The organism is Pollutimonas bauzanensis (assembly GCF_900129885.1).
In the GTDB taxonomy this organism is placed as follows: domain Bacteria; phylum Pseudomonadota; class Gammaproteobacteria; order Burkholderiales; family Burkholderiaceae_B; genus Pollutimonas; species Pollutimonas bauzanensis.
Genome location: NZ_FQXE01000003.1, coordinates 186,388 through 206,970 on the forward strand (window position 1 = coordinate 186,388; position 20,583 = coordinate 206,970).

Annotated in this window: 17 protein-coding genes; 13 read left to right on the forward strand and 4 right to left on the reverse strand. The window is 64.4% G+C overall.

Translation table 11 applies throughout. The features are described 5' to 3' along the window. Positions 1 to 2,490, reverse strand: a complete 2,490-nt coding sequence (locus BUB23_RS06835) for an EAL domain-containing protein (RefSeq protein WP_178372281.1) — start codon at positions 2,488 to 2,490, stop codon at positions 1 to 3. Between the two features lie 224 nt (positions 2,491 to 2,714). Here BUB23_RS06835 and BUB23_RS06840 point away from each other — a divergent pair, with 224 nt between their 5' ends. From BUB23_RS06840 to BUB23_RS06850, 3 genes are read left to right on the forward strand one after another with little or no spacing between them, the layout of a single operon-like run. After that, on the forward strand, positions 2,715 to 3,914 hold the full coding sequence (locus BUB23_RS06840) for a glycine C-acetyltransferase (RefSeq protein ID WP_073102361.1): 1,200 nt from the start codon (positions 2,715 to 2,717) through the stop codon (positions 3,912 to 3,914). A gap of 37 nt (positions 3,915 to 3,951) precedes the next feature. Beyond that, on the forward strand, positions 3,952 to 4,986 hold the full coding sequence (gene tdh, locus BUB23_RS06845) for an L-threonine 3-dehydrogenase (RefSeq protein WP_073102362.1): 1,035 nt from the start codon (positions 3,952 to 3,954) through the stop codon (positions 4,984 to 4,986). Further along, positions 4,983 to 5,987 (forward strand): pseudouridine synthase, encoded by a 1,005-nt coding sequence (locus tag BUB23_RS06850; RefSeq protein WP_245801188.1) that lies wholly within the window; start codon positions 4,983 to 4,985, stop codon positions 5,985 to 5,987. The genes tdh and BUB23_RS06850 overlap by 4 nt, the downstream gene beginning before the upstream one ends. Here BUB23_RS06850 and BUB23_RS06855 read toward each other — a convergent pair. Beyond that, a complete protein-coding gene (locus BUB23_RS06855) occupies positions 5,984 to 6,979 on the reverse strand; it encodes an asparaginase (protein ID WP_073102363.1) in 996 nt (331 codons plus the stop codon). The genes BUB23_RS06850 and BUB23_RS06855 overlap by 4 nt on opposite strands. 418 nt (positions 6,980 to 7,397) lie before the next feature. Then, on the reverse strand, positions 7,398 to 8,891 hold the full coding sequence (locus BUB23_RS06860; protein WP_483878473.1) for an RNA polymerase factor sigma-54: 1,494 nt from the start codon (positions 8,889 to 8,891) through the stop codon (positions 7,398 to 7,400). Positions 8,892 to 9,292: 401 nt separating this feature from the next. Between BUB23_RS06860 and BUB23_RS06865 the strand changes: the two genes are divergently transcribed. The 10 genes from BUB23_RS06865 to BUB23_RS06910 are packed head-to-tail and all read left to right on the forward strand — an operon-like array spanning position 9,293 to position 19,687. Further along, positions 9,293 to 10,069: a BON domain-containing protein gene (locus tag BUB23_RS06865; RefSeq protein ID WP_073102365.1), complete on the forward strand. Its 777-nt coding sequence runs from the start codon at positions 9,293 to 9,295 to the stop codon at positions 10,067 to 10,069. Positions 10,070 to 10,091: 22 nt separating this feature from the next. Continuing rightward, positions 10,092 to 11,384, forward strand: a complete 1,293-nt coding sequence (locus tag BUB23_RS06870) for a glycosyltransferase (protein WP_073102366.1) — start codon at positions 10,092 to 10,094, stop codon at positions 11,382 to 11,384. A gap of 44 nt (positions 11,385 to 11,428) precedes the next feature. Next, positions 11,429 to 12,169, forward strand: a complete 741-nt coding sequence (locus BUB23_RS06875; RefSeq protein WP_073102367.1) for an SDR family oxidoreductase — start codon at positions 11,429 to 11,431, stop codon at positions 12,167 to 12,169. After that, on the forward strand, positions 12,166 to 12,783 hold the full coding sequence (locus BUB23_RS06880; protein WP_143160905.1) for a D-glycero-alpha-D-manno-heptose-1,7-bisphosphate 7-phosphatase: 618 nt from the start codon (positions 12,166 to 12,168) through the stop codon (positions 12,781 to 12,783). Before BUB23_RS06875 ends, BUB23_RS06880 begins: the two co-directional genes overlap by 4 nt. Further along, positions 12,770 to 13,906: a glycosyltransferase family 9 protein gene (locus BUB23_RS06885; protein ID WP_073102369.1), complete on the forward strand. Its 1,137-nt coding sequence runs from the start codon at positions 12,770 to 12,772 to the stop codon at positions 13,904 to 13,906. Before BUB23_RS06880 ends, BUB23_RS06885 begins: the two co-directional genes overlap by 14 nt. After that, the gene (locus BUB23_RS06890; protein WP_073102370.1) at positions 13,894 to 15,633 is read left to right on the forward strand and encodes a carbamoyltransferase family protein; all 1,740 of its coding nucleotides are present in this window, start codon (positions 13,894 to 13,896) and stop codon (positions 15,631 to 15,633) included. The genes BUB23_RS06885 and BUB23_RS06890 overlap by 13 nt, the downstream gene beginning before the upstream one ends. Next, positions 15,630 to 16,613, forward strand: coding sequence for a glycosyltransferase family 2 protein (locus BUB23_RS06895; RefSeq protein ID WP_073102371.1), 984 nt, complete (start codon positions 15,630 to 15,632; stop codon positions 16,611 to 16,613). The genes BUB23_RS06890 and BUB23_RS06895 overlap by 4 nt, the downstream gene beginning before the upstream one ends. Then, on the forward strand, positions 16,610 to 17,677 hold the full coding sequence (locus BUB23_RS06900; RefSeq protein WP_245801189.1) for a glycosyltransferase family 9 protein: 1,068 nt from the start codon (positions 16,610 to 16,612) through the stop codon (positions 17,675 to 17,677). The genes BUB23_RS06895 and BUB23_RS06900 overlap by 4 nt, the downstream gene beginning before the upstream one ends. Next, a complete protein-coding gene (locus tag BUB23_RS06905) occupies positions 17,674 to 18,669 on the forward strand; it encodes a glycosyltransferase (RefSeq protein ID WP_073102372.1) in 996 nt (331 codons plus the stop codon). Before BUB23_RS06900 ends, BUB23_RS06905 begins: the two co-directional genes overlap by 4 nt. Continuing rightward, a complete protein-coding gene (locus BUB23_RS06910) occupies positions 18,662 to 19,687 on the forward strand; it encodes a UDP-glucuronic acid decarboxylase family protein (RefSeq protein ID WP_245801190.1) in 1,026 nt (341 codons plus the stop codon). The genes BUB23_RS06905 and BUB23_RS06910 overlap by 8 nt, the downstream gene beginning before the upstream one ends. On the opposite strand, the gene BUB23_RS06915 is transcribed toward BUB23_RS06910, so the two are convergent. After that, positions 19,644 to 20,579, reverse strand: a complete 936-nt coding sequence (locus BUB23_RS06915) for a sigma-54 interaction domain-containing protein (RefSeq protein WP_073102373.1) — start codon at positions 20,577 to 20,579, stop codon at positions 19,644 to 19,646. The two genes, BUB23_RS06910 and BUB23_RS06915, sit on opposite strands and share 44 nt — an antisense overlap. Positions 20,580 to 20,583: the final 4 nt, after the last annotated feature.

Consider the following 20,583-nt stretch of genomic DNA (forward strand, 5'->3'; position numbering starts at 1 on the left):
CTAGGCGGCCGCTGCCCGGCCCAGCCATTCCGCGACCGTCATGGGGCGGGCGAACAAGTAGCCCTGTATGGCATCGCAGCCGTTTTCTATCAGGAAGTCGGCCTGCTCCTGGGTTTCCACCCCTTCGGCCACGACTTTCAAGTTCAATTGCCTGGCCATGGCCAGGATGAGCTTGACGATGGCCACGTCGTCGGTGCTTCCAGGCGTGTCGCGTATGAAGCATTCGTCTATCTTCAGTTCATACAAGGGCAGGCGTTTCAGGTAGGCAAGGCTGCAATAGCCGGTCCCGAAATCATCGATCGAGAACCGCACGCCCAGTGTGCTGAGTTCCGTCATCCGGTTGATGGAGCCTTGCAGGTCGTCGATCAGGACGCCTTCGGTCACTTCGAAAATCAGCTGCCCGGCCGGGGCGCCCGACTCCTGGAGGATTTCCCGCACCCGCTTGACGAAATCGGCCTGCCTGAACTGGCGCGGGCTGACATTGATGGACAGGGGGTAGGGCTGCCCCGCCAGTTTCAGCTGTGCCAGCACTTTGCAGGCTTGCTGCAGCGCCCAGTCGCCCAGGCGCAGGATGACGCCGGTTTCTTCGGCTATCGGAATGAAGGCCTCCGGGGAAATGGCGCCGCGTTCGGGATGGTTCCAGCGGATCAGCAATTCGGCGCCCACCACCCGCCTGGCGCTGTTCCACTGCGCTTGTATCTGCATCTCCAGCTGCGGCGTGCCGATAGCCTGGGTCAAATCGTGTTCCAGCGCCAGCCTGTCGTCGACTTCGGTGTGCATGCTGGCTTCATAAAAGGCCACGCGGTTGCGGCCCGATTCCTTGGAGCGGTACATGGCCGTATCGGCTTCGCGCAACACGTCGGCCGTCGACTTGCTGCCCGGGGTCAGCAGGGTCACCCCTATGCTGCCGCCGGCCAGGTAATCCTGCCGCTTGATGACTATGGGCTGCTCGAGGGCGGCGCGCACTTTCTCGGCGGTCAGCATGGCCTGGCGGGCGCCTTCTTCTTCGGTCCGGCCGACGTCGTCAAGCAGAATGACGAACTCATCCCCGCCTATGCGGGCCACCGTGTCCTCGCTGTGGGTGATGTCCTGCAGGCGCTGCGCGACGCTGCACAGCACGGCGTCGCCGACATCGTGGCCGCGCGCATCGTTGATCCGCTTGAAGTGATCCAGGTCTATGAACAGCAGGGCGCCGAGATTGGACGCGTGGTCCGCGCTGTCGAGGACGTGGTTGATGCGCTCCAGAAGCAGCCGCCGGTTGGGCAGCTCCGTCAGCGGATCGTAAAAGGCCAGCCGGTGGGCCGTCTGCTGGGCGGCCCGGTGTTCGGTGATGTCGGTGGAAATGCCGCACAAGGCCTCCACCTTGCCCTGCGGGTTTCGAAGAGGAATCTTGATGGACAGGATGGTGTCGGTGGTCTTGCCGTTGACCGTGATGTTGTGTTCTTCGCATACAACTCTTTCGCCGTTTTCTATGACGCGCAGGTCATCCTTGCGCACTCGGGCGCGCGTGCCCTTGTCGAAGAAGTCGTCGTCCGTGCAGCCTATCAGTTCGCCCGGCGATTTGCCGAAAAGTTCGCACACCCTGCGATTGCCATACAGATAGCGCAGATTGCAGTCCTTGATGTAGATAAGGGCGTCGACGCTGTCGAGTATGGTGTTGAGCTTGGCCTCGCTCGCCTGCAGATGGCGCGTCTGGCGCGCAACCTGGGCCTTGAGCAGGACGGCTATGCCCATCGCCAGCATCAGCAGGCAGGCGAGCGCGGCCAGCGCCCACCAGAACGGCGGCGGCGCCATGGCGGGGGACTGGGACGCGCCCCAGCGCTGGAGGACGCGGTAATAGGGCGAGCCCGGCGTTTTCTGCCACTGTTCCAGGCGCTGGTCTATGGCCATCAGCAGATCGCCATTGCGGCCTTTGCTGGCCGCATAGAACAGCCGGGTGGGCTGGAACATGACGGGCGCGGCGATCAGCCCGTACTTGGCCGCATGCCATTCGCCAAAGAAATAGTTGGCAATCGCCGCGTCGGCCACGCCGTTGGCGGCCATATCGAAGCCCTCTTCCAGCGTATCCGCGGCGAGCAGCGCGGGATGGACGCCGAAATCGGCCGTCAGCATGGCGAGGTAGTCATGCTGCGCCGATCCGGCCAGGGCGGCGATGCGCTTGCCGGCGAGATCCTGCATCGACTTGATGGATCCGCCGCGGCGCTCATAGACCTGCGACCAGCTGTGCAGCGCGGGTGTCTGGTGGAAATCATAGAGGTGCTCGCGCGATTCGGAGAACGCCACGTCCGGCAGCAGGTCTATATTCGCGCTCTGCAGCGCATCGAGGCAATCCTGCCAGACGCAGGCCACGGTTTTCAGGGTCCAGCCTTCTTCCTGGGCGATGGCGCCAAGCAATTCGCCCAGGATGCCGCCGGGCTGGCCGCCCTTGCCCAGGAGTATTTTCGGGGCATTGTCGTATACGCCCACCCGAACAACCCGTTCTTGCGCCAAAGCCGATGCACTTAGACATGCGCCGAGCAGTAAGACCGCCCATCGAATAAATGCCCGCCGCTTGCTGTGCCGCATAGGTATGCTCGTTTGGTAGTGCTTGGCTTCACATAGATTTGTTAACAATTGTTGCATCGTAGATTCGGCCGGCCCTCGCGTCAAGTTAGGGATTTCATTTGGGGTATATTGGCAACCATGTCCTACCTCCATTGGCTACCCGGGCTTTTATGCAAAGTTTCCTTGATCATGTGCAGCGGCAGGTCCAGCAATTGCGCGCCGACGGCTTCTACAAAGCCGAGCGCGTCATGGCCGGGCAGCAGTCGGCCCAGGTGGAACTGGCCGATGGATCCCGCGTACTGAATTTCTGCGCCAATAACTATCTGGGCCTGGCCAATGACCAGCGCTTGATCGCGGCGGCCAAGCAGGGGTTGGACGAAGCCGGCTTCGGCCTGGCTTCCGTGCGTTTCATCTGCGGCACGCAAATCGGCCACAAGCAGCTGGAACAGTCGCTGGCCAAATTCCTGGGGATGGGCGATGCCATCCTGTATTCCAGCTGCTTCGACGCCAACGGCGGCCTGTTCGAAGTGCTGCTGGACGAAAACGACGCCATCATCAGCGATGCCCTGAACCACGCCAGCATCATAGACGGCGTGCGGCTGTGCCGGGCCAGGCGCTATCGCTATCACAACAACGACATGGCCGACCTGCGGGCGCAATTGCAGGCGGCCGACGCGGCCGGCGCGCGCTACAAGCTGATCGCCACTGACGGCGTGTTTTCCATGGACGGCATTATTGCCGACCTGCAATCGATATGCGGCCTGGCCGATGAATTCAATGCCATGGTGATGGTGGACGACTCGCATGCCGTGGGCTTTATTGGCGCCCATGGCCGCGGCACCCCGGAATACTGCGGGGTTGAAGGGCGGGTCGATATCGTCACCGGTACGCTGGGCAAGGCCTTGGGCGGCGCTTCGGGCGGGTATGTGGCGGCGCACGAATCCATAGTCGAGCTGCTGCGGCAGCGTTCGCGCCCCTATTTGTTTTCCAATACGCTGGCGCCGGCGATAGTCGCGGCGTCGCTGCGCGTGCTGGACTTGCTGCAAAGCGGCGAGGGGGAGGCATTGCGCCAGCGCGTGCACGCCAACGGCCGGCAGTTCCGGCTAGCCATGGCGGAACTGGGTTTCGATCTGGTGCCCGGTGAACATCCGATCATTCCCGTCATGCTGGGCGACGCGCAATTGGCGGGACGCATGGCCGACGAGCTGTTGCGCGAAGGCGTGTACGTCATCGGTTTTTCTTACCCTGTCGTGGCCAAAGGCCGGGCGCGCATCCGCAGCCAAATGAGCGCCTCTCATACGCCCGAGCACATCGCGAAGGCGGTCGACGCCTTCGCCAAGGTCGGCCGCCGCCTGGGCGTCATCGCATAGTTTTCCGACCGAATCTCAAGCCTTTCTGGAGCACAACATGCGGGCCCTCGCAAAACTTGAACCGGCTGCCGGCTTGACGCTCGCCGATGTCCCGCGGCCCACGGTCGGCCACAATGATGTGCTGATAAGGATAAAGAAAACCGCCATCTGCGGCACGGACATACATATCTGGAAGTGGGACGATTGGGCCAGCAGGACGATACCCGTGCCTATGCATGTCGGCCATGAGTACATGGGAGAGATCGTCGAGATCGGGCAGGAAGTCAGCGGCTTCAAAATAGGCGACCGGGTGTCCGGCGAGGGCCACATCACCTGCGGCTTCTGCCGCAATTGCCGCGCGGGCCGGCGCCATCTTTGCCGCAATACCTCCGGCGTCGGCGTGAACCGGCCGGGGGCGTTCGCCGATTACCTGGCGATCCCGGCGTTCAACGCCTTCAAGATTCCCGATGATGTGTCCGACGAACTGGCCGCCATCTTCGACCCCTTCGGCAATGCCACCCATACCGCGCTGGCCTTCGACCTGGTCGGCGAAGATGTGCTGATCACCGGCGCCGGACCGATAGGCGCCATGGCGGCGGCGATCGCCCGGCACGTAGGCGCCCGCAATGTCGTGATTACCGACGTGAACGATTATCGCCTGGCCCTGGCCAAGGAAATGGGCGCGACCCGCACAGTGAATGTGGCGCGCGAAGCGCTGCCCGACGTCATGAAAGAGCTGGCCATGGCCGAAGGTTTCGACGTGGGGCTGGAAATGTCGGGCGTGCCCAGCGCCTTCACGTCCATGCTCGAGCAGATGAACCATGGCGGCAAGATCGCCATGCTGGGCCTTCTTCCGGCGGGCTTCGGCATAGACTGGAACCAGGTCATTTTCAAAGGCCTGGAAATCAAGGGCATATACGGCCGCGAAATGTTCGAGACCTGGTACAAGATGGTGGCCATGCTGCAAAGCGGCCTGGACCTCGGCCCTATCATCACGCATCGCTACCCGGTCGACGATTACCGCGCCGGATTCGATGCCATGCTGTCGGGCCGGAGCGGCAAGGTGATCCTGGACTGGACGGCCCAGGCTTGAATAAACGCCGCAGCGCATCGGCTGGCCCTGCCCCTTTGCCGCTGCGCAACGGTGTCGCGCCCAGCCGCGTGCATTTGCCGCCGGGGCCCTGGGTCCGGCTGCTCGATTTCCTGCTCGAGCGCTTCGAGCATGTTCCGCCCGACATCTTGCGGGCCCGGTTGGCGCGTGGCGATATCGTCGATGACGCCGGCCTGCCGCAAACGCTGGACAGCCCGTACCAGCCCTTGCGCTGGCTCTGGTATTACCGCGAAGTGCCCGCCGAAGCGCCCGTGCCGTTCGACTTGCCGGTGCTGTTCCGCGATGATCGCCTGGTGGTGGTCGATAAACCGCATTTCCTGGCCAGCATCCCCGGCGGCCGCTATCTGCGGGAAACGGCGTTGACGCGCTTGCGCGCGGCGCTGGACCTGCCATTGCTGAGCCCGATACACAGGCTGGACAGGGATACGGCAGGGGTTCTGCTTTTTTGCGCCGACCCTGAAAGCCGCGGCGCCTATCAGACCCTGTTCCAGAGCCGCGCCGTGAGGAAAGAATACGAGGCCATAGCGCCCTTGCGCGCCGATCTCGGCCTGCCCCTGGTGTATCGCAGCCGCATGCAGGCCAGGGCGGGCCACTTCACCATGCAGGAGACGCCGGGCGTAGCGAATAGCGAAACGTTCATCGAATTGATTGAGGTAATTGCCGCGGCGGCGCCCGGGCCGCGGGACGATGCTTGCGGCGATGCGAAGCAGGCCTGCGACGCGGCGCCCGAGGGCGGCCTCGGGCGCTATCGCTTGCGCCCGCATACGGGCCGCAAGCACCAGTTGCGCGTCCACATGAGCGCCTTGGGGCTGCCCATCCGCAACGATAGCTTCTATCCCGAGCTCCAGCCCTACGCCGGCTCCGACGACTTCAGCAGGCCTTTGCAACTGCTCGCCCGCGCAATCGAATTCACCGACCCTTACAGCGGCCGGCCGCGGCGCTTCGAAAGCCGGCGCCGTCTTTGCGCCGGCGGCGCTGTTTAGCAGCGATCGAAGTACGACTGGATTTTTTCCCGGTCGCTGGTGTTGCCCAGGGCCAGCATCAGCAATATCCGCGCTTTCTGCGGGTTCAGGGAGTTGCTGGAAATAAGCCCCAGTTTGCTATCGCTGGCGCTGGACGAAACCACGCCCGAGCCCACCCGGCTGGACCGTACGCATAGCACTTTGCCGCGGGCCGCCATCTTTATGCCTTTGCGCACTTGCGGAGACAGGCTGCCGTTGCCGGTGGCGGCGATCACGATGCCCCGCGCGCCGGCATGGATGGATGCTTCATACAGATGCGCGCCGGCGTTCTGGTGGTCGTAGATGATATCGACCCAGGGCAGCGATTTGACGCCCGCCACGTTGAAGTCGGTGCCGGTGGTATGCAGGGGCGCGGGGGTCTGGAAAATATGGACCCGGCCGTTATGGACCTGGCCGATATGGCCCTGGTCGTAAGACCGGAACGCATCGACCTGGCTTGTGCTGGCTTTGCTGATGAAGCGCGCCGCGCCCACTTTGTCATTCAACATGACCAATACCCCATGGCCGGCCGCTTGCGGCCTGCCGGCGAGCAACACGGCATTGTATAAATTCAGCGGCCCGTCGGCGCTCAAGGCGGAGCCCGGCCGCATGGCCCCGACGATGACCACGGGCTTGGAACTTTTTACGGTAAGGTTGAGAAAATAAGCGGTTTCTTCGAGGGTATCGGTTCCGTGGGTGACGACCACGCCGTCGACGGCGGAGTCGGCCAGTTCTTTATTGACGCGGGCAGCGAGTTTGAGCAGCATGCTGTTGGTAATGGCGTGGCTTTCGACGTTGAAGACCTGCCGGCAGCGGATATTGGCCAGGCTGGCGATTTCAGGCACCGCGGTCAGGAGGGAGTCCACGCCCTGGGTGACGGAGTAGTCGGCAAGTATGGTGGCGCTGTCCGCCGTGGCGGCGATGGTGCCGCCGGTTCCGAGCAGGACGATATTGGGCAGGTCCGGGTTGTGCATTGTTGTTCAAGGTTCCAGAGATAGGCGCGGCCGGCGGGTAGAGGCGGGCTTGATTATCACGCACGGTGCATCTGAAGGCAATGCTCGGATCGCTGTGGTTTGCGTTGTTCTTAACCCGTCGCCGCGGGCGGGTGTGGGTTGGGCTCAATATCGCTGCGGTCCCGGGCTTCGCCCGTGACTGCCCGCGCAGTCAACCTGTTTCCGGGCGCCCGCGAACTCGCGGAACGGGCAGCCCCCGGCTGCCCGTAAGCACTCGCTCAAACAAGCGCGGGCTTGCCTCCCGGAAACAGGCCGCCTGCGCGGCTTGCTCAAACTTTCGCCCAACCCACACCCGCCCGCGGCGCCTGGACAATTGCTTGATTGGACGGGCGCTGGTATCAGGCCTGGCGATTGCGTTTATTGGACGGGCCCTGTCAGTCTACGGATACGCCGGCCGGCGCCGCAGCTCCGCGGGGGGGCACTTGATCTGGGACCGGTACTTGGACACCGTGCGCCGCGCCACCACCACGCCTTCCCGCGCGAGCTTGCGCGCCAGCACCACGTCCGACAAGGGCTCCTTGGGATTCTCGCCGTCTATCATCTCCTGGATCAGCGCCCGCACCGCTACCGCCGAGCAAGTGCCTCCCGACTGGGTTGCCAGCTCGCGCGAGAAAAACGATTTGAACTCATATATCCCGCGCGGCGACGCCAGATACTTGTTGCTCGTCGCCCGGGAAATCGTCGACTCGTGCATGCCCAGCTCATCCGCGATTTCGCTCAACATCATGGGCCGCAGCGCAATCTCGCCATAATCGAAGAAAGTCTGCTGGCGCGCCACAATCGCCTGCGCCACCCGCTGTATCGTGCTCTTGCGCTGCTCCAGGCTGCGCATCAGCCAGCGCGCCTCTTGCAAAGCCTGCGCCATCAGCGAGCGCTCACCATAGCGGCTCTGGCGAAACAGCTGCGCATAAGTGCTGTTCAAGCGCGCCTGCGGCGTAGCCTCTTCATTGGTCGTCGCCACCCAAAGCCGCCCAATCTTGCGCACAAACGCGTCCGGTATCACATAGCACGACGGGTCCACCGAGGTGTACCGCCCGCCGGGCCGCGGCGCAAGCGTACGTATCAGCAGGCAGGCTTCCTGGATCTCCTCCTCCGGGCAGCCCATCGCCTTCGCCAGCCCCGCATAGTCGCAGCGCCCCAGCCGCTCTAGCGCCTCGCCAATAATGCGCGTGGCCATCGCCCTGCCCGGCGTATCGTCCGGCAAGGCCGCCAGTTGCAGCGTCAGGCACTCCGTCAGGTTGCGCGCCGCCAGGCCCGGAGTGCTCAATTGCTGCACCAGCCGCAGCGCGATTTCCCACTCGTCATCGCCGACGGGCGGCGAGAATTCCTTTACATTGGCCAGCTCGGCAAACGGAACCCGCAAATAGCCGTCGTCGTCCAGCGCTTCAATAATGTACTCGGTCAGATAGCGCTCTCTTTCGCTCAATTGATAGCTGCAAAGATCGGCCCGCAAGGCCTGCTGCAGATTGCCGGTGCTGCGCGCCCACTGGCCGACGTCGCTGTCGGGCTGGTCGGCGTTGCGCTGGGTGGGGTAGTCGCCTGAATAGGCGGGCGCATCGGCCTGGCTGGCGGCGATGTATTCGGGTTCCGGCGCCGCGTGCTCCGCAGGCTCGCCGGCATCAGCATAGCTTTCCGGCCCATCCCCGCCGGCAGGCATGGCCAGCATGTCGCCATCGGTATCGTGGACGGCCGCCGCGTCTTCGGATGGCGCCTGCTCGTCGGGTTCTTCCAGAAAAGGATTGGTGGCGATGGCTTGAGCCACTTCGCGGCTGAAGTCCAGTGTAGACATCTGCAATAGCTTGACGGATTGCTGCAGGCGGGGTGTCAGGCTGGTTTGCTGGCGCGCCTGCATCTCATAGGTAATTTGAGTCAATTCTTATCTCCCAACTGGTTTATTTGCGAGGCTTACAGAAGCACGTTGGATAAACACGCAAAGTCTGTGCCAGGCCACGTAAACAAAAACCGTCAGACGTATCTGATCGTTTCCGGCCCTTCGAAGCGCTTGTCCAGCCTGTGAAAAAGCCGGCTGCGCAGGGCTGCCGGCGCTTCCAGCCGGGGGCGCATGGCGCGGGATGCCCGTCATAAATTACCGACGCAGGTAAGAAGTGCCCTAGGCGCGTGCGGGGGCCGAATCGAGAGCAATCCGGGGCAAATCGGGCGACATCCCGGCCATGAAAAGGGCGGCGGCATACCGTTTGCTGTTCTCGATGCCTCGGCCGCTTGTGTAAAAGCGCCAGGCGGCATCAGGAAATTTCTTGCTTTAAGGAGGCTGAAATGAAGAATGATGATCGGCGACGCCATGGATCTCCCGCAAATTACGAGCCCGACCGGGACTTCGACGACTCGTTCCAGGACCAGCGTAATCCGCCGGGCGGCCGCGGCAACCAGCCGCGCCATTGGCAAGGCCGCGGCACCGCCGGACAGGGCGCAACGGGCGGTCCGCGCGATGCCGGTGGAACGGGCGGCGAGCGTGTCGACTTCGATCGGCGCTCGTATGGGCGGGGTAATCAATTCGGCCGCGCCGGCGAGTATGGCCGCGGGCACGAATACAGCCAGGGCCCGCGCCAGGGCTTTTCCGGCGACTATGACCGCAGCGACGACTACGGCCGCGGCGACGAGCGCATCCGCGACGAAGGCCATAGCGGACGCGCCTACCCGGGGGCGCGGGCCACGGGCCGCGGCGAAGTATTGCGCAGCCGCAGCGCCGATCCCGGCCAAAGCAGTTATGGCGGCTTTTCGAACGAGGATCCGCGCTTTCAGCGCCAGCAAGGCGCATACGGGCCGAGGCGCATACAACCCAAGGGTTATACGCGTTCGGACGAACGGGTGCGCGAGGACATCTGCGAGCAGTTGAGCCATAGCGGCCTGGATGTGTCCGATGTATCGGTGAGCGTCGCGGAAGGCAAGGTGACGCTCGAGGGCACGGTGAAGGATCGCCGCGTCAAGCACGCCATCGAGGACTACGCCGACGATTGCATAGGCGTCAAGGACGTTGATAACCGCATCACTGTGCAACGGGGCGACCCGGACGCGGGCGCCATGGCGCTTTGACATAACAAGAATGGAGAGCATCATGCGAAGAGTTGCCATTGTCAGTGAACATGCGTCGCCGATCGCCCTGGCGGGTAGCGTCGACAGCGGAGGACAGAACGTCTATGTGGCCCAGGTGGCGCGCCAATTGGCCGCGCAGGGCGATAAAGTGGACGTCTTCACAAGGCTCGACAGCCCCCATCTGCCCCTGGAAATGGACTGGGGCGAGGGGGTGCGCATCGTGCACGTGCCCGCCGGGCCGGCGCGCTATCTGCCTAAAGAAGATTTATTGCCTTACATGGGCGAATTCGGCGCTTTCATGCAGCGCTACTTTGGAACACACAGCGAGTCTTATGAGCTCGTGCATGCCAACTTCTTCATGTCGGCCATGGCCGCGCTGCCTGTCGCCAGGCGATTCGGCATTCCCCTGGCCGTGACCTTCCATGCCTTGGGCCGTGTGCGCCGCCTGCATCAGGCCGAGGCGGACCGATTTCCCGATTGCCGCTTCGACATCGAAGACGAAATCGTCCAGGAAGCCGATTGCATTATCGCCGAGTGCCCGCAGGACAGGCGCGACCTGATAGACCTGTACGGCGCCGACCCGCGACGCATCCGCATGGTTCCTTGCGGCTTCGACCCGCAGGAAATGTGGCCGATGGAACGCAGCCCGGCGCGCGCTTCTCTCGGCTGGGACAAGGATGCCTTCTATATTCTGCAACTCGGGCGCATGGTTCCGCGCAAGGGGGTCGATAACGTGATCCGGGGCATGGCGCGCTTGCGCAAGAAATACGGCGTCGATGCCCGCCTCTGCGTCGTGGGGGGAAACACCGCCCAGCCGCTGGACGCCGCCACACCCGAGCTTGCCCGGCTGAAGGCGGTCGCCCGGCAGGAAGGCGTGCTGGATTTCGTGGAATTCACCGGGCGCCGCGGCCGCGGCCAGTTGCGGCGCTACTACTGCGCCAGCGATGTATTCGTGACGACGCCATGGTACGAGCCGTTCGGCATCACGCCCGTGGAGGCGATGGCCTGTGGACGGCCGGTGGTCGGCTCGGATACGGGCGGCATCCGCTATACCGTGGTCGATGGCGAAACCGGCTTCCTCGTCCCGCCCAAGGATCCGGACGCGCTGGCGGCGCGGCTGGCGCGCCTGGCCCGCGATCAGAGACTGTCGGCAAACATGGGGCTGGCGGGCGCGCGCCGCGCCGACCGATTGTTCACCTGGGAACGGGTCGCGGCCGAACTCGCCCGCGTATTCGACGGATTGCGCCAAGGCAATGCCGCGCCGGTATCGGCGCCTGGCTGGGATGCCGACGCCGAGGCCCGCCTCATGGCGTGAGCGCTGCGCGCCCGGACGGGCGCGGCTGGATTCAATAAAAAGGAATGACAATGGATGCCTATGATTTCCAGACGGTTGCAGGCCGGGTGGTTTTGGTGACGGGGGCAGGCCGCGGGCTGGGCGCCGCGATCTGCGAAACGCTGGCGGGCGAAGGGGCGCATATCGTTGCCACGGATGTGGACGAGTCGTCGGCCAAGGCGGTCGCCGAGCGCATCAATGCCGCGTCCGGCAGGGCCTGCGCCTTTCAGCTGGACGTCGGCGACGAAGAGCAGGTGCGCCGCGTGCTCGACGGCGCGGTCACCTTGCTCGGGCGGCTCGACGCCATCATCAACAATGCCGGGATAGACGTCACGCTAAGCATACGCGAGCTCGCCAGCTCGGACTGGGACCGCGTGATACGCACCAACCTGACGGGCCCGTTCCTGCTGGCCAAGCATGGGCTGGACCATCTTGCGCCGGGCGGGCACATCGTCAACATCGCGTCGACCGCCGCCCGGCGCGCGTGGCCCAACGCCAGCGTCTACCACGCCAGCAAGTGGGGGCTGATGGGCCTGACGCACGCTTTGCACGCCGAGCTGCGCTCGATGGGCGTCAAGGTGTCGGCCATTATCGCGGGCGGCATGCGCACGCCCTTCCTGCTCGATCGCTTCCCCGATATAGACCAGGATTTGCTGCAAGACCCGCTGAATGTCGCGCGCGCGGTGAAATTCGTCCTGACGCAGCCTCCTGAAACCGTGATTCCCGAGGTCATGGTGCTGCCCATGAAAGAGACCTCGTGGCCATGACAGCCGCGATTTTCCTGGACAAGGATGGCACCCTGCTGGCGGATGTTCCCTATAACGTGGACCCGGGCCGGATGCATTTCGCGCCGGGGGCGCTGGCGGGGCTGGCCTGCCTGGGCAGGTCGGGCTTGCCCTTGATCGTCATCAGCAACCAGGCCGGAATCGCACTGGGCAAGTTTACGGCGCATGACATGGCGCCAATGGTCAGGCAAATGGAGCGCATGTTCCTGCTGGCCGGGGCGGCGCTCCGCGGTTTTTACTACTGCCCCCACCATCCGCAGGGCACGGTCCCGGCGTATGCGCGCGAATGCGCTTGCCGCAAGCCGGCGCCGGGGCTATTGCGCCGCGCCGCCCAGGAACACGCAATAGACCTGGGCGCTTCCTGGTTCATCGGCGACATTCTGGACGACGTCGAGGCGGGCCGGAGGGCCGGCTGCAACACCTTGTTGATAGACAACGGCAACGAGACCGAATGGCGCATCAATGAGTGGCGCGTACCCGACCGGATCGAACGCAATCTGGGCGATGCCGGCCGCTGGGTGGCCCGCTGGCTGGCCGTCCGGCGAGTATCCGCTACAGCCGAGGCGGCAAAAGGGAGACAGCATGAATATCCATAGCGATTGGTCGGCTGCGCGACGCATACTATGCGTGCGCCTGGATAATATGGGCGACGTGCTGATGAGCACGCCAGCCATGCGCGCCTTGAAAAACGCGCGCAGCGGCCGGCATATCAGCCTGATGGCGTCGCAGTCCGGCGCCCGCCTGGCCGCCTATCTGCCGGATGTGGACGACACCATCGTGTACGACGCGGCGTGGGTCAAGAACGGCTCCAGCGGCTGCCGGCAGGATTGCGCCGCGATCGACGCGCTGCGGCGCGGCAGCTTCGACGCGGCCGTGATCTTTACCGTATACAGCCAGAGCGCCCTGCCGGCCGCGCTGATGTGCCATCTGGCGGGCATTCCCCTGATCCTGGCCCATTCCCGGGAAAATCCCTACCGCTTGTTGAGCCACTGGGTGCGCGATACCGAACCCGGCTCGGGCATACGCCATGAGGTGCAGCGCCAACTGGATCTGGTGGCCGAGATAGGCGCCCGCTGCAGCGATACCCGCTTGTCGTTCGCGACGCTGGACGCCGATCGGCGAACCCTGCAGGCCACATTGCGCGCCCACGGTATATCCGAGGCCGGCGGCTGGATTGTGGTGCATTGCGGCGCCAGCGCCGAATCGCGCCGTTACGGGGCGGCCGGATTTGCGCAGGTGCTTTCCTTGCTGGATGCCGGCGGGCGGCGCATCCTGCTTACCGGCAGCGCAAGCGAGCGCAAGCTGGTCGATCAAATCATCGGCGGATGCGGGGCAAGCGGGCTGGTCAACCTGGCGGGCCGCCTCGAACTCGGCGAGCTGGGCTGCCTGATCGAGGATGCCGCCGTGCTGATTTCGAACAACACGGGGCCGGTACACATCGCCGCCGCCGTGCAGACACCGGTGGTGGACTTGTATGCGCTGACCAATCCTCAGCATACGCCCTGGCAGGTGGAGCACCGGCTGTTGTCTTGCGATGTGCCATGCAAATACTGTTATCGCAGCGTCTGCCCCCATGGCCACAATGCCTGCCTCAATGGCATTGCGCCGCAGGCCGTGGCGCAGGCGGCCTGTGAGCTGCTGGAGGCGGGACATGGCGCGATCCAGGCGCCGGGCGCGAGCCGCGGCGTCAAGAAAGGGGAAGGAATATGCATACTCTAGGAATCAATGCCGCTTTTCATGATTGCGCGGCGGCGCTTATATGCGACGGCAAGGTGGTGGCGGCGGCGGAGGAAGAGCGGTTCACGCGCGTCAAGCACGGCAAGCGGCCCGTGCCGTTTTCGACCTGGCAACTGCCCTATAACGCCATTGATTATTGCCTGGGCGAGGCCGGCATCCATTTGCGCGACGTGGACCATATCGCCTATTCGTTTGCGCCGCAGCTGTTGCAGGCCGGCATGGAGGCCGGCTCAAGCATTGCGCTGCCGCTGGAGCCGTCCGCGGCGGGCGCGGCCAAGGACGGCGGCTCGCCGTGGGACCCGCTGTTTCTGTCGTATATCGTCAATGCGCCGCGCCAGCTCGCCGACGGCGCTCCCCATCATTTGCAGAGCCGCTTTTCGGGCGCCGGGCTCGAGCGCATCATGCAGCGCTGGCAATTCACCGAGCATCACCTGGCGCACGAGGCCAGCGCTTTTCTGGCCAGCCCTTACGACGAGACCGCCGTGCTGACCATGGACGGGCGCGGCGAGCGCGCCTCGACCAGTTATGGCCACTACGCCGGCGGCAAGTACAAGCGCATCAGGCAGATCGATTTGCCGCATTCATTGGGCCTGCTGTACGAAGACGTGACGCGGTATCTGGGCTTTCTCCATTCCTCCGACGAGTACAAGGTGATGGCCCTCGCGTCATATGGCAAGCCCGCCTATCTGAAAGAATTCCGCGAAATCCTGAGCAGCGATGGCGCCGGCGGCTATGCCTTGCATCCGTCACGCCTGGAGGAGCGGTTCGGCCCGGCGCGCGGCAGGGGCCAGGAGTTCGAGGAGCGGCATATGGATATTGCCCGGTCCTTGCAGCAGGTACTGGAAGAAACTGTATTGGAAATGGCGCAATGGCTGCATCGCGGCACGCATTCCCCCAATCTTTGCATGGCCGGGGGAGTGGCGCTCAATTGCGTGATGAATGCGCGCCTGGCCAACGACGGGCCGTTTCAGAACGTCTGGGTGCAGCCGGCCGCCGGCGACGCCGGGACCGCCCTGGGGGCGGCGCTGTGGCTGGACTTCAACAAGCGCGAAAAGGGCGGCCGCAACTGGGCGATGGAACATGCCTTCCTGGGGCCCGGCTACCACGACCGCGAGATAGAGGCCTTCCTGCAGCGTTCGCATGTGGCGTATCGCCGGCTCAAGAACGTGGCGGAGGCCGCCGCCGACTTGCTGGCCCAGGAAAAGATACTCGGCTGGTTCCAGGGGCGCATGGAGTTCGGCCCGCGCGCGCTGGGCGCCCGTTCCATCCTGGCCTCGCCGCGCGACGCCAGGATGCAGGCCCGCCTCAACGAACTCAAGGACCGCGAGGACTTCCGGCCGGTGGCCCCGCTGGTCATCGAGGAACAGGCCCATGAATGGTTCGATTCGGGCAGGAAAGCCGCCATAGACGCGCCCTTCATGCTGTTTGTCTATGATGTGCTGCCGGACAAGGCGGCCCTCATCCCCGCCGTCTGCCATATCGACGGCACGGCGCGGGTGCAGACGGTGCGCAGCAGCCAGCATGGCTTGCTGTATGACCTGCTGCGCGCGTTCGAAGAAAGGACGGGGGTCCCGGTGCTGGTCAATACCTCTTTCAATACGCGCGGCGAACCGGTGGTCTGCTCGCCGCGCGATGCCCTGGAGTGCTTCTGGACCTCGCCGCTGGATGCGCTGGTGATAGGCAGCTTTCTCGTGGAGAAGCCCAGATGAATGCCCGCGCGCCCTTGATATCGGTGGTGGTGCCGACCTACGAGCGGCCGGACTTGCTCGAGCGCTGCCTGGCGGCCTTGTTGCGGCAGACGCTCGCCCCGGACGATTGGGAGATACTGGTGTGCGACGACGGGCCCAGCCCGCAAGCCAGGGCGGTGGCGCAAGCCATGAGCGCGCGGGCGGGCGGACGCCCGGCCATCCGCTATCTGCCGGTGAGCCGTACGCAGGGCCCGGCCGGCGCGCGCAATGTGGGCTGGCGCGCCGCCGGCGCGCCCGTCATTGCCTTTACCGACGACGATACGCTGCCCGAGCCGGGCTGGCTGCAGGAGGGGCTGGAGGCCATGGCTTCGGGCGCCGAGGCCGCCGTGGGAACGATAGTCATGCCTTTGCCGCCGCGGCCCAGCGATCTGGATCGCGATGCGGCGCGGCTCGAGCAGGCGGAATTCGCCACGGCGAACTGCTTTGTCCGGCGCGACATCCTCGAGGCGGTGGGCGGCTTCGACGAACGCTACACATTGGCCTGGCGCGAAGATTCCGATCTGCATTTCGCGCTGATCGAGCGCGGCTGCCGCGTTGCGCCGGCGCCGGCCGCCACCGTGGTGCATCCCTTGCGCGCGGCCCGTTTCGCGGCCGGCATCGGCATGCAGAAGAAAGTGATGTTCGACGTGCTGCTCTACCGGAAATTCCCGCGGCTTTATCGGCAGCGCATACGCAGCGGGCCGCCGTGGTTTTATCTGTCGGTGTGCGCCGCCCTGCTGCTGGCGCTCGCCGCGCTTCTGGGCGGCTGGCAACGGCTCGCCATGGCCGCCTTGCTGCTTTGGGGCCTGCTTAGCCTGTTTTTCTTCCTGCGCCGTCTTCGCCTCAGCGCCTTTACTTTGCGCAATGTCGCGGAGCTGCTGCTCACATCGGTGCTGATTCCGCCGCTTTCCGTGTTTTGGCGGGCGGTGGGGGCGGCGCGATTCGGCGGGGGACTGCCATGATGGGAACGGCGCAGATCTGGCGGCCCGCGCCGCGCCGGGTGGCGATATTCCGCGCGCTGAACCTGGGCGACCTGCTGTGTTCCATGCCGGCTTTCCGGGCCCTGCGCCAGGCCCTGCCGGATGCCCGCATCACCCTGATCGGGCTGGAAAGCGCGGTGCCGGTGGTGGCGCGATTCAAGGCCTATGTGGACGAGCTGGTGCTGTTTCCCGGCGATCCGGCGTTCCCGGAGCAGGCCCCGCGCGCGGCGGAATTGCCGGATTTCTACCGCGGGCTCAGGGCGCGCCATTTTGACCTGATACTGCAGATGCATGGCAGCGGCGCGCGGTCCAACGCCCTGGTGCAAGCCATGGGCGCGCGGCGCTGGGCCGGTTTTGTGCCCGAAACGCGGCAGCAGGAAGCGGGGCGGCTGATGGCCTGGCCGGATCACTTGCCGGAAGTGCGCAGGTACCTGGCTTTGCTGTCCTATCTGGGTTTGCCCGCGCGGGATGCGGCCCTAGAATTTCCTTTGAGCGCCGGCGACGACGACGAGGCCGACAGGGTGGCGGCCGAGACCGGCATAGACCTGGGCCGGACGATTTTCATCCATCCCGGAGCGCGGCTGGCGTCGCGCCGCTGGCCCCTGGACCGGTTTGCGCGCGTGGCGCTTTATCTTGCGGCGCGCGGCTGGCAGATCGCCGTCACGGGCAGCAGCGCCGAAGCCGAGCTGGCCGCGAGCCTGGTCAGGCAGGTGCAACTGCCGGTCGTCAATCTGTGCGGAAGGACTTCTTTGGGCGCGCTGGTCAGCCTGCTGCGGCGCGCCCGCTTGCTGGTATGCAACGACACCGGCATTTCCCATCTCGCCGCCGCCGTCATGCTGCCCAGCGTGGTGATCGCCTCGGGTAGCGATGTATCGCGCTGGGCCCCTTTGGACACCGCCAGGCATCGCGTGCTTTATGCGCCGATGCCGTGCCGGCCCTGTTCTTACGAGGAATGCCCGATAGGGCATCCTTGCGCGCGGGGCGTCGGGGTCGCGGAGGTCTTGGCGCAGGTGCAACTGCAACTTCCCACAGGAGCAATGCCTTGAACCCAGCTTCATCGCCCGGCAGCGCGCCGCGGCCGGCCCGGCGCTTGCGCATACTGACCTGGCATGTCCATGGCAACTACCTGTATTCCTTGACGCGGGTGCCCCATGATTTCATCATTCCGGTAATGAGCGACGCGCGCCCCGGTTACAGTCCGCTGGGCTTCAAGATACCCTGGGGCGGCAATGTGCGCGAAGTGCCGGCCGGGCAATTGCGCCACGAACAACTGGACTGCGTGCTGTACCAGTCGCGCGGCGCCTTCGAGCGGGACCAGTTCGATTTGCTGTCGCCCGCCCAGCGCGCCTTGCCCTGCGCCTATATCGAACACAACCCGCCCGAACCGCATCCTACCAATACGGCGCATTTCTTCCGCCATGAAAAAGGCCTGCTGGTGCACGTCACCGCCTATAACGCCTTGATGTGGGACTCCGGCGACACCCGCACGCGGGTGGTCGAGCACGGCGTCGCGCCCATGCCCGGCGTCGTTTATACCGGCGAACTGGCGCGCGGCATTACGGTCATCAACCATCTGCAGCGGCGCGGCCGCCGGGTCGGCGCGGATGTCTACGAATGGGCCCGCGCGCAGGTCGCGCTGGACTTGATAGGCATGCAGTCTGAAGCCATGGGCGGCCTGGGCGAGGTTCCGAACATGGAGGTTCCGGCCTTCATGGCGCGCTATCGATTCTTTTTCTCGCCCATCCGCTATGCCAGCCTGGGCCTGTCCCTGGTCGAGGCGATGATGGCTGGAATACCGGTAGTGGGTCTGGCGACGACCGAACTGAGCAATGTGGTAAGCAATGATGTCAATGGTTATGTCGACACGCGCCGGGACCGCGTGCTGGATCGCATGCGGCAATTGCTGCATGATCCCGAACTGGCCCGGCAATGGGGCGAGGCGGCGCGGCGCACCGCTTTGAACCGTTTCGGTATAGACCGCTATGTGCGCGACTGGATGGAGATATTTTCTTTATTGACCGGAGTACCTCATGAATGATACGCAAATGGCTCCCGAGCGCGTGCTGGTTGCGGGCGGCGCGGGCTTTCTCGGCTCGCATCTTTGCCGCCGGCTGCTGGATGAGGGGCACCAGGTGATCTGCCTGGACAGTTTCCTGACGGGAAAGCGGCGGAATATCGCGCCCCTGCTGGACCACCCGGACTTTTCGGTCTTGCGCCATGACGTCATCAATCCCATACGCCTGGATATCCGCCCGACGCGCATCTACAACCTGGCCTGCCCGGCATCGCCTCAGCATTACCAGGCCGACCCGGTCCATACGCTGCGGACTTGCGTCGAAGGCGCCTTCAATCTGCTGGAGGTCGCCCGCGCAGCCGGCGCCCGCATATTGCAGGCTTCCACCAGCGAGGTCTATGGCGACCCGCACGTGCATCCGCAGCCCGAGGCCTACCGCGGCAATGTCAACATCCTGGGCCTGCGCTCATGCTACGACGAGGGCAAGCGCTGCGCCGAAACGCTGTTCTCCGACTATGGCAGGCGCAAGCATGTGCGGGTCAAGATTGCGCGCATCTTCAATACTTATGGGCCGCTCATGTCGCAGAGCGACGGCAGGGTGGTGTCGAATTTCATCGTCCAGGCGCTGAGCGGCCGCAGCCTGACGGTCTATGGGGATGGCAGCCAGACGCGCTCGCTGTGCTATGTGGACGACATGATAGACGGGCTGACGCGCATGATGGAAAGCGACGAGTCGTTTCGCGGCCCGGTGAACCTGGGCTGCCCCCATGAAAGCACGGTGCTCGATATTGCGCGCCGGATACGGCGATTGGTGGGGGCCGACGTGCCAGTCGAATTCCGGCCGCTGCCGTCCGACGACCCGATCCAGCGCTGCCCCGACATATTGCTCGCGCGCCGCCATCTGGACTGGTGGCCGCGGGTCGGGCTGGACGCCGGCTTGCAGAAAACCATCGCCTATTTCGCGCAGACCGTCGCGGCCGCGCCGGCAAGCCCGAAAATCATCGAAAGCTTTCCAGGCGGTTGTAAAGTGTTTTCGGACTGATGCCCAAGGCCAGCGCGGTGCGGCGCTTGTCGCCCGAATAGTGCTCGAGCGTGGCCATGATGATGGCCCGTTGCGCACAGGTGAGCGAGGTGCCTATCGGGATTTTCAGGTAGCCATGCTTGACCATGGGAGCGGGGGCGCGGAATACCGAGTTCATGGGCGCCACCTCGATGACATCTTCGGCAAGGATATAGGCGCGCGTGATGCTGTTCTTCAGTTCCCGTATATTGCCGGGCCAGTTGTAGTCCTCGAGCTTTTCGAGCGTCTTGGCTGAAAATACCTTCTTGGTTTTTTCCTGTTCGTTCAGTTCGTTGAGGAAACGCTGCGACAAGTAGGCGATATCGGATTTGCGTTCGCGCAAGGGCGGCACCCGTATGGGGAAGACGGCCAGGCGGTATAACAGGTCGGAGCGGAAATTTCCCGCCAGGACCGATTCCTTGGGATCGCGGTTGGTGGCGGCGATGATGCGCAGGTTCACGCTCAACTGCTCGGAGCCGCCCACCCGGTGATACTGTCCCGATTCAAGCACACGCAGCAGTTGCACCTGCATGCTCAGCGGCATTTCGGTGATTTCATCCAGGAACAGGGTGCCGGGGTGGGCGCGTTCGAAGCAGCCCATGGTGGTCGCCGAGGCGCCGGTAAAGCTGCCCTTTTCGTGTCCGAACAATTCACTCTCGGCCAGAGAAGGCGTGATGGCGCCGCAATTGATGGCTACAAAAGGAGCATCGCGCCGCGAACTGCGGGCGTGGACGGCTCGCGCCACGATTTCCTTGCCTGTACCGCTTTCCCCTACAATCAGGACGCTCGCCTCAGTGGGCGCCGCCTTCACAATAGACCTGGCGAGCTCAAACGCGGCGGGCGATCGACCCAGGATTTTGGACGATGGAATCATGTAA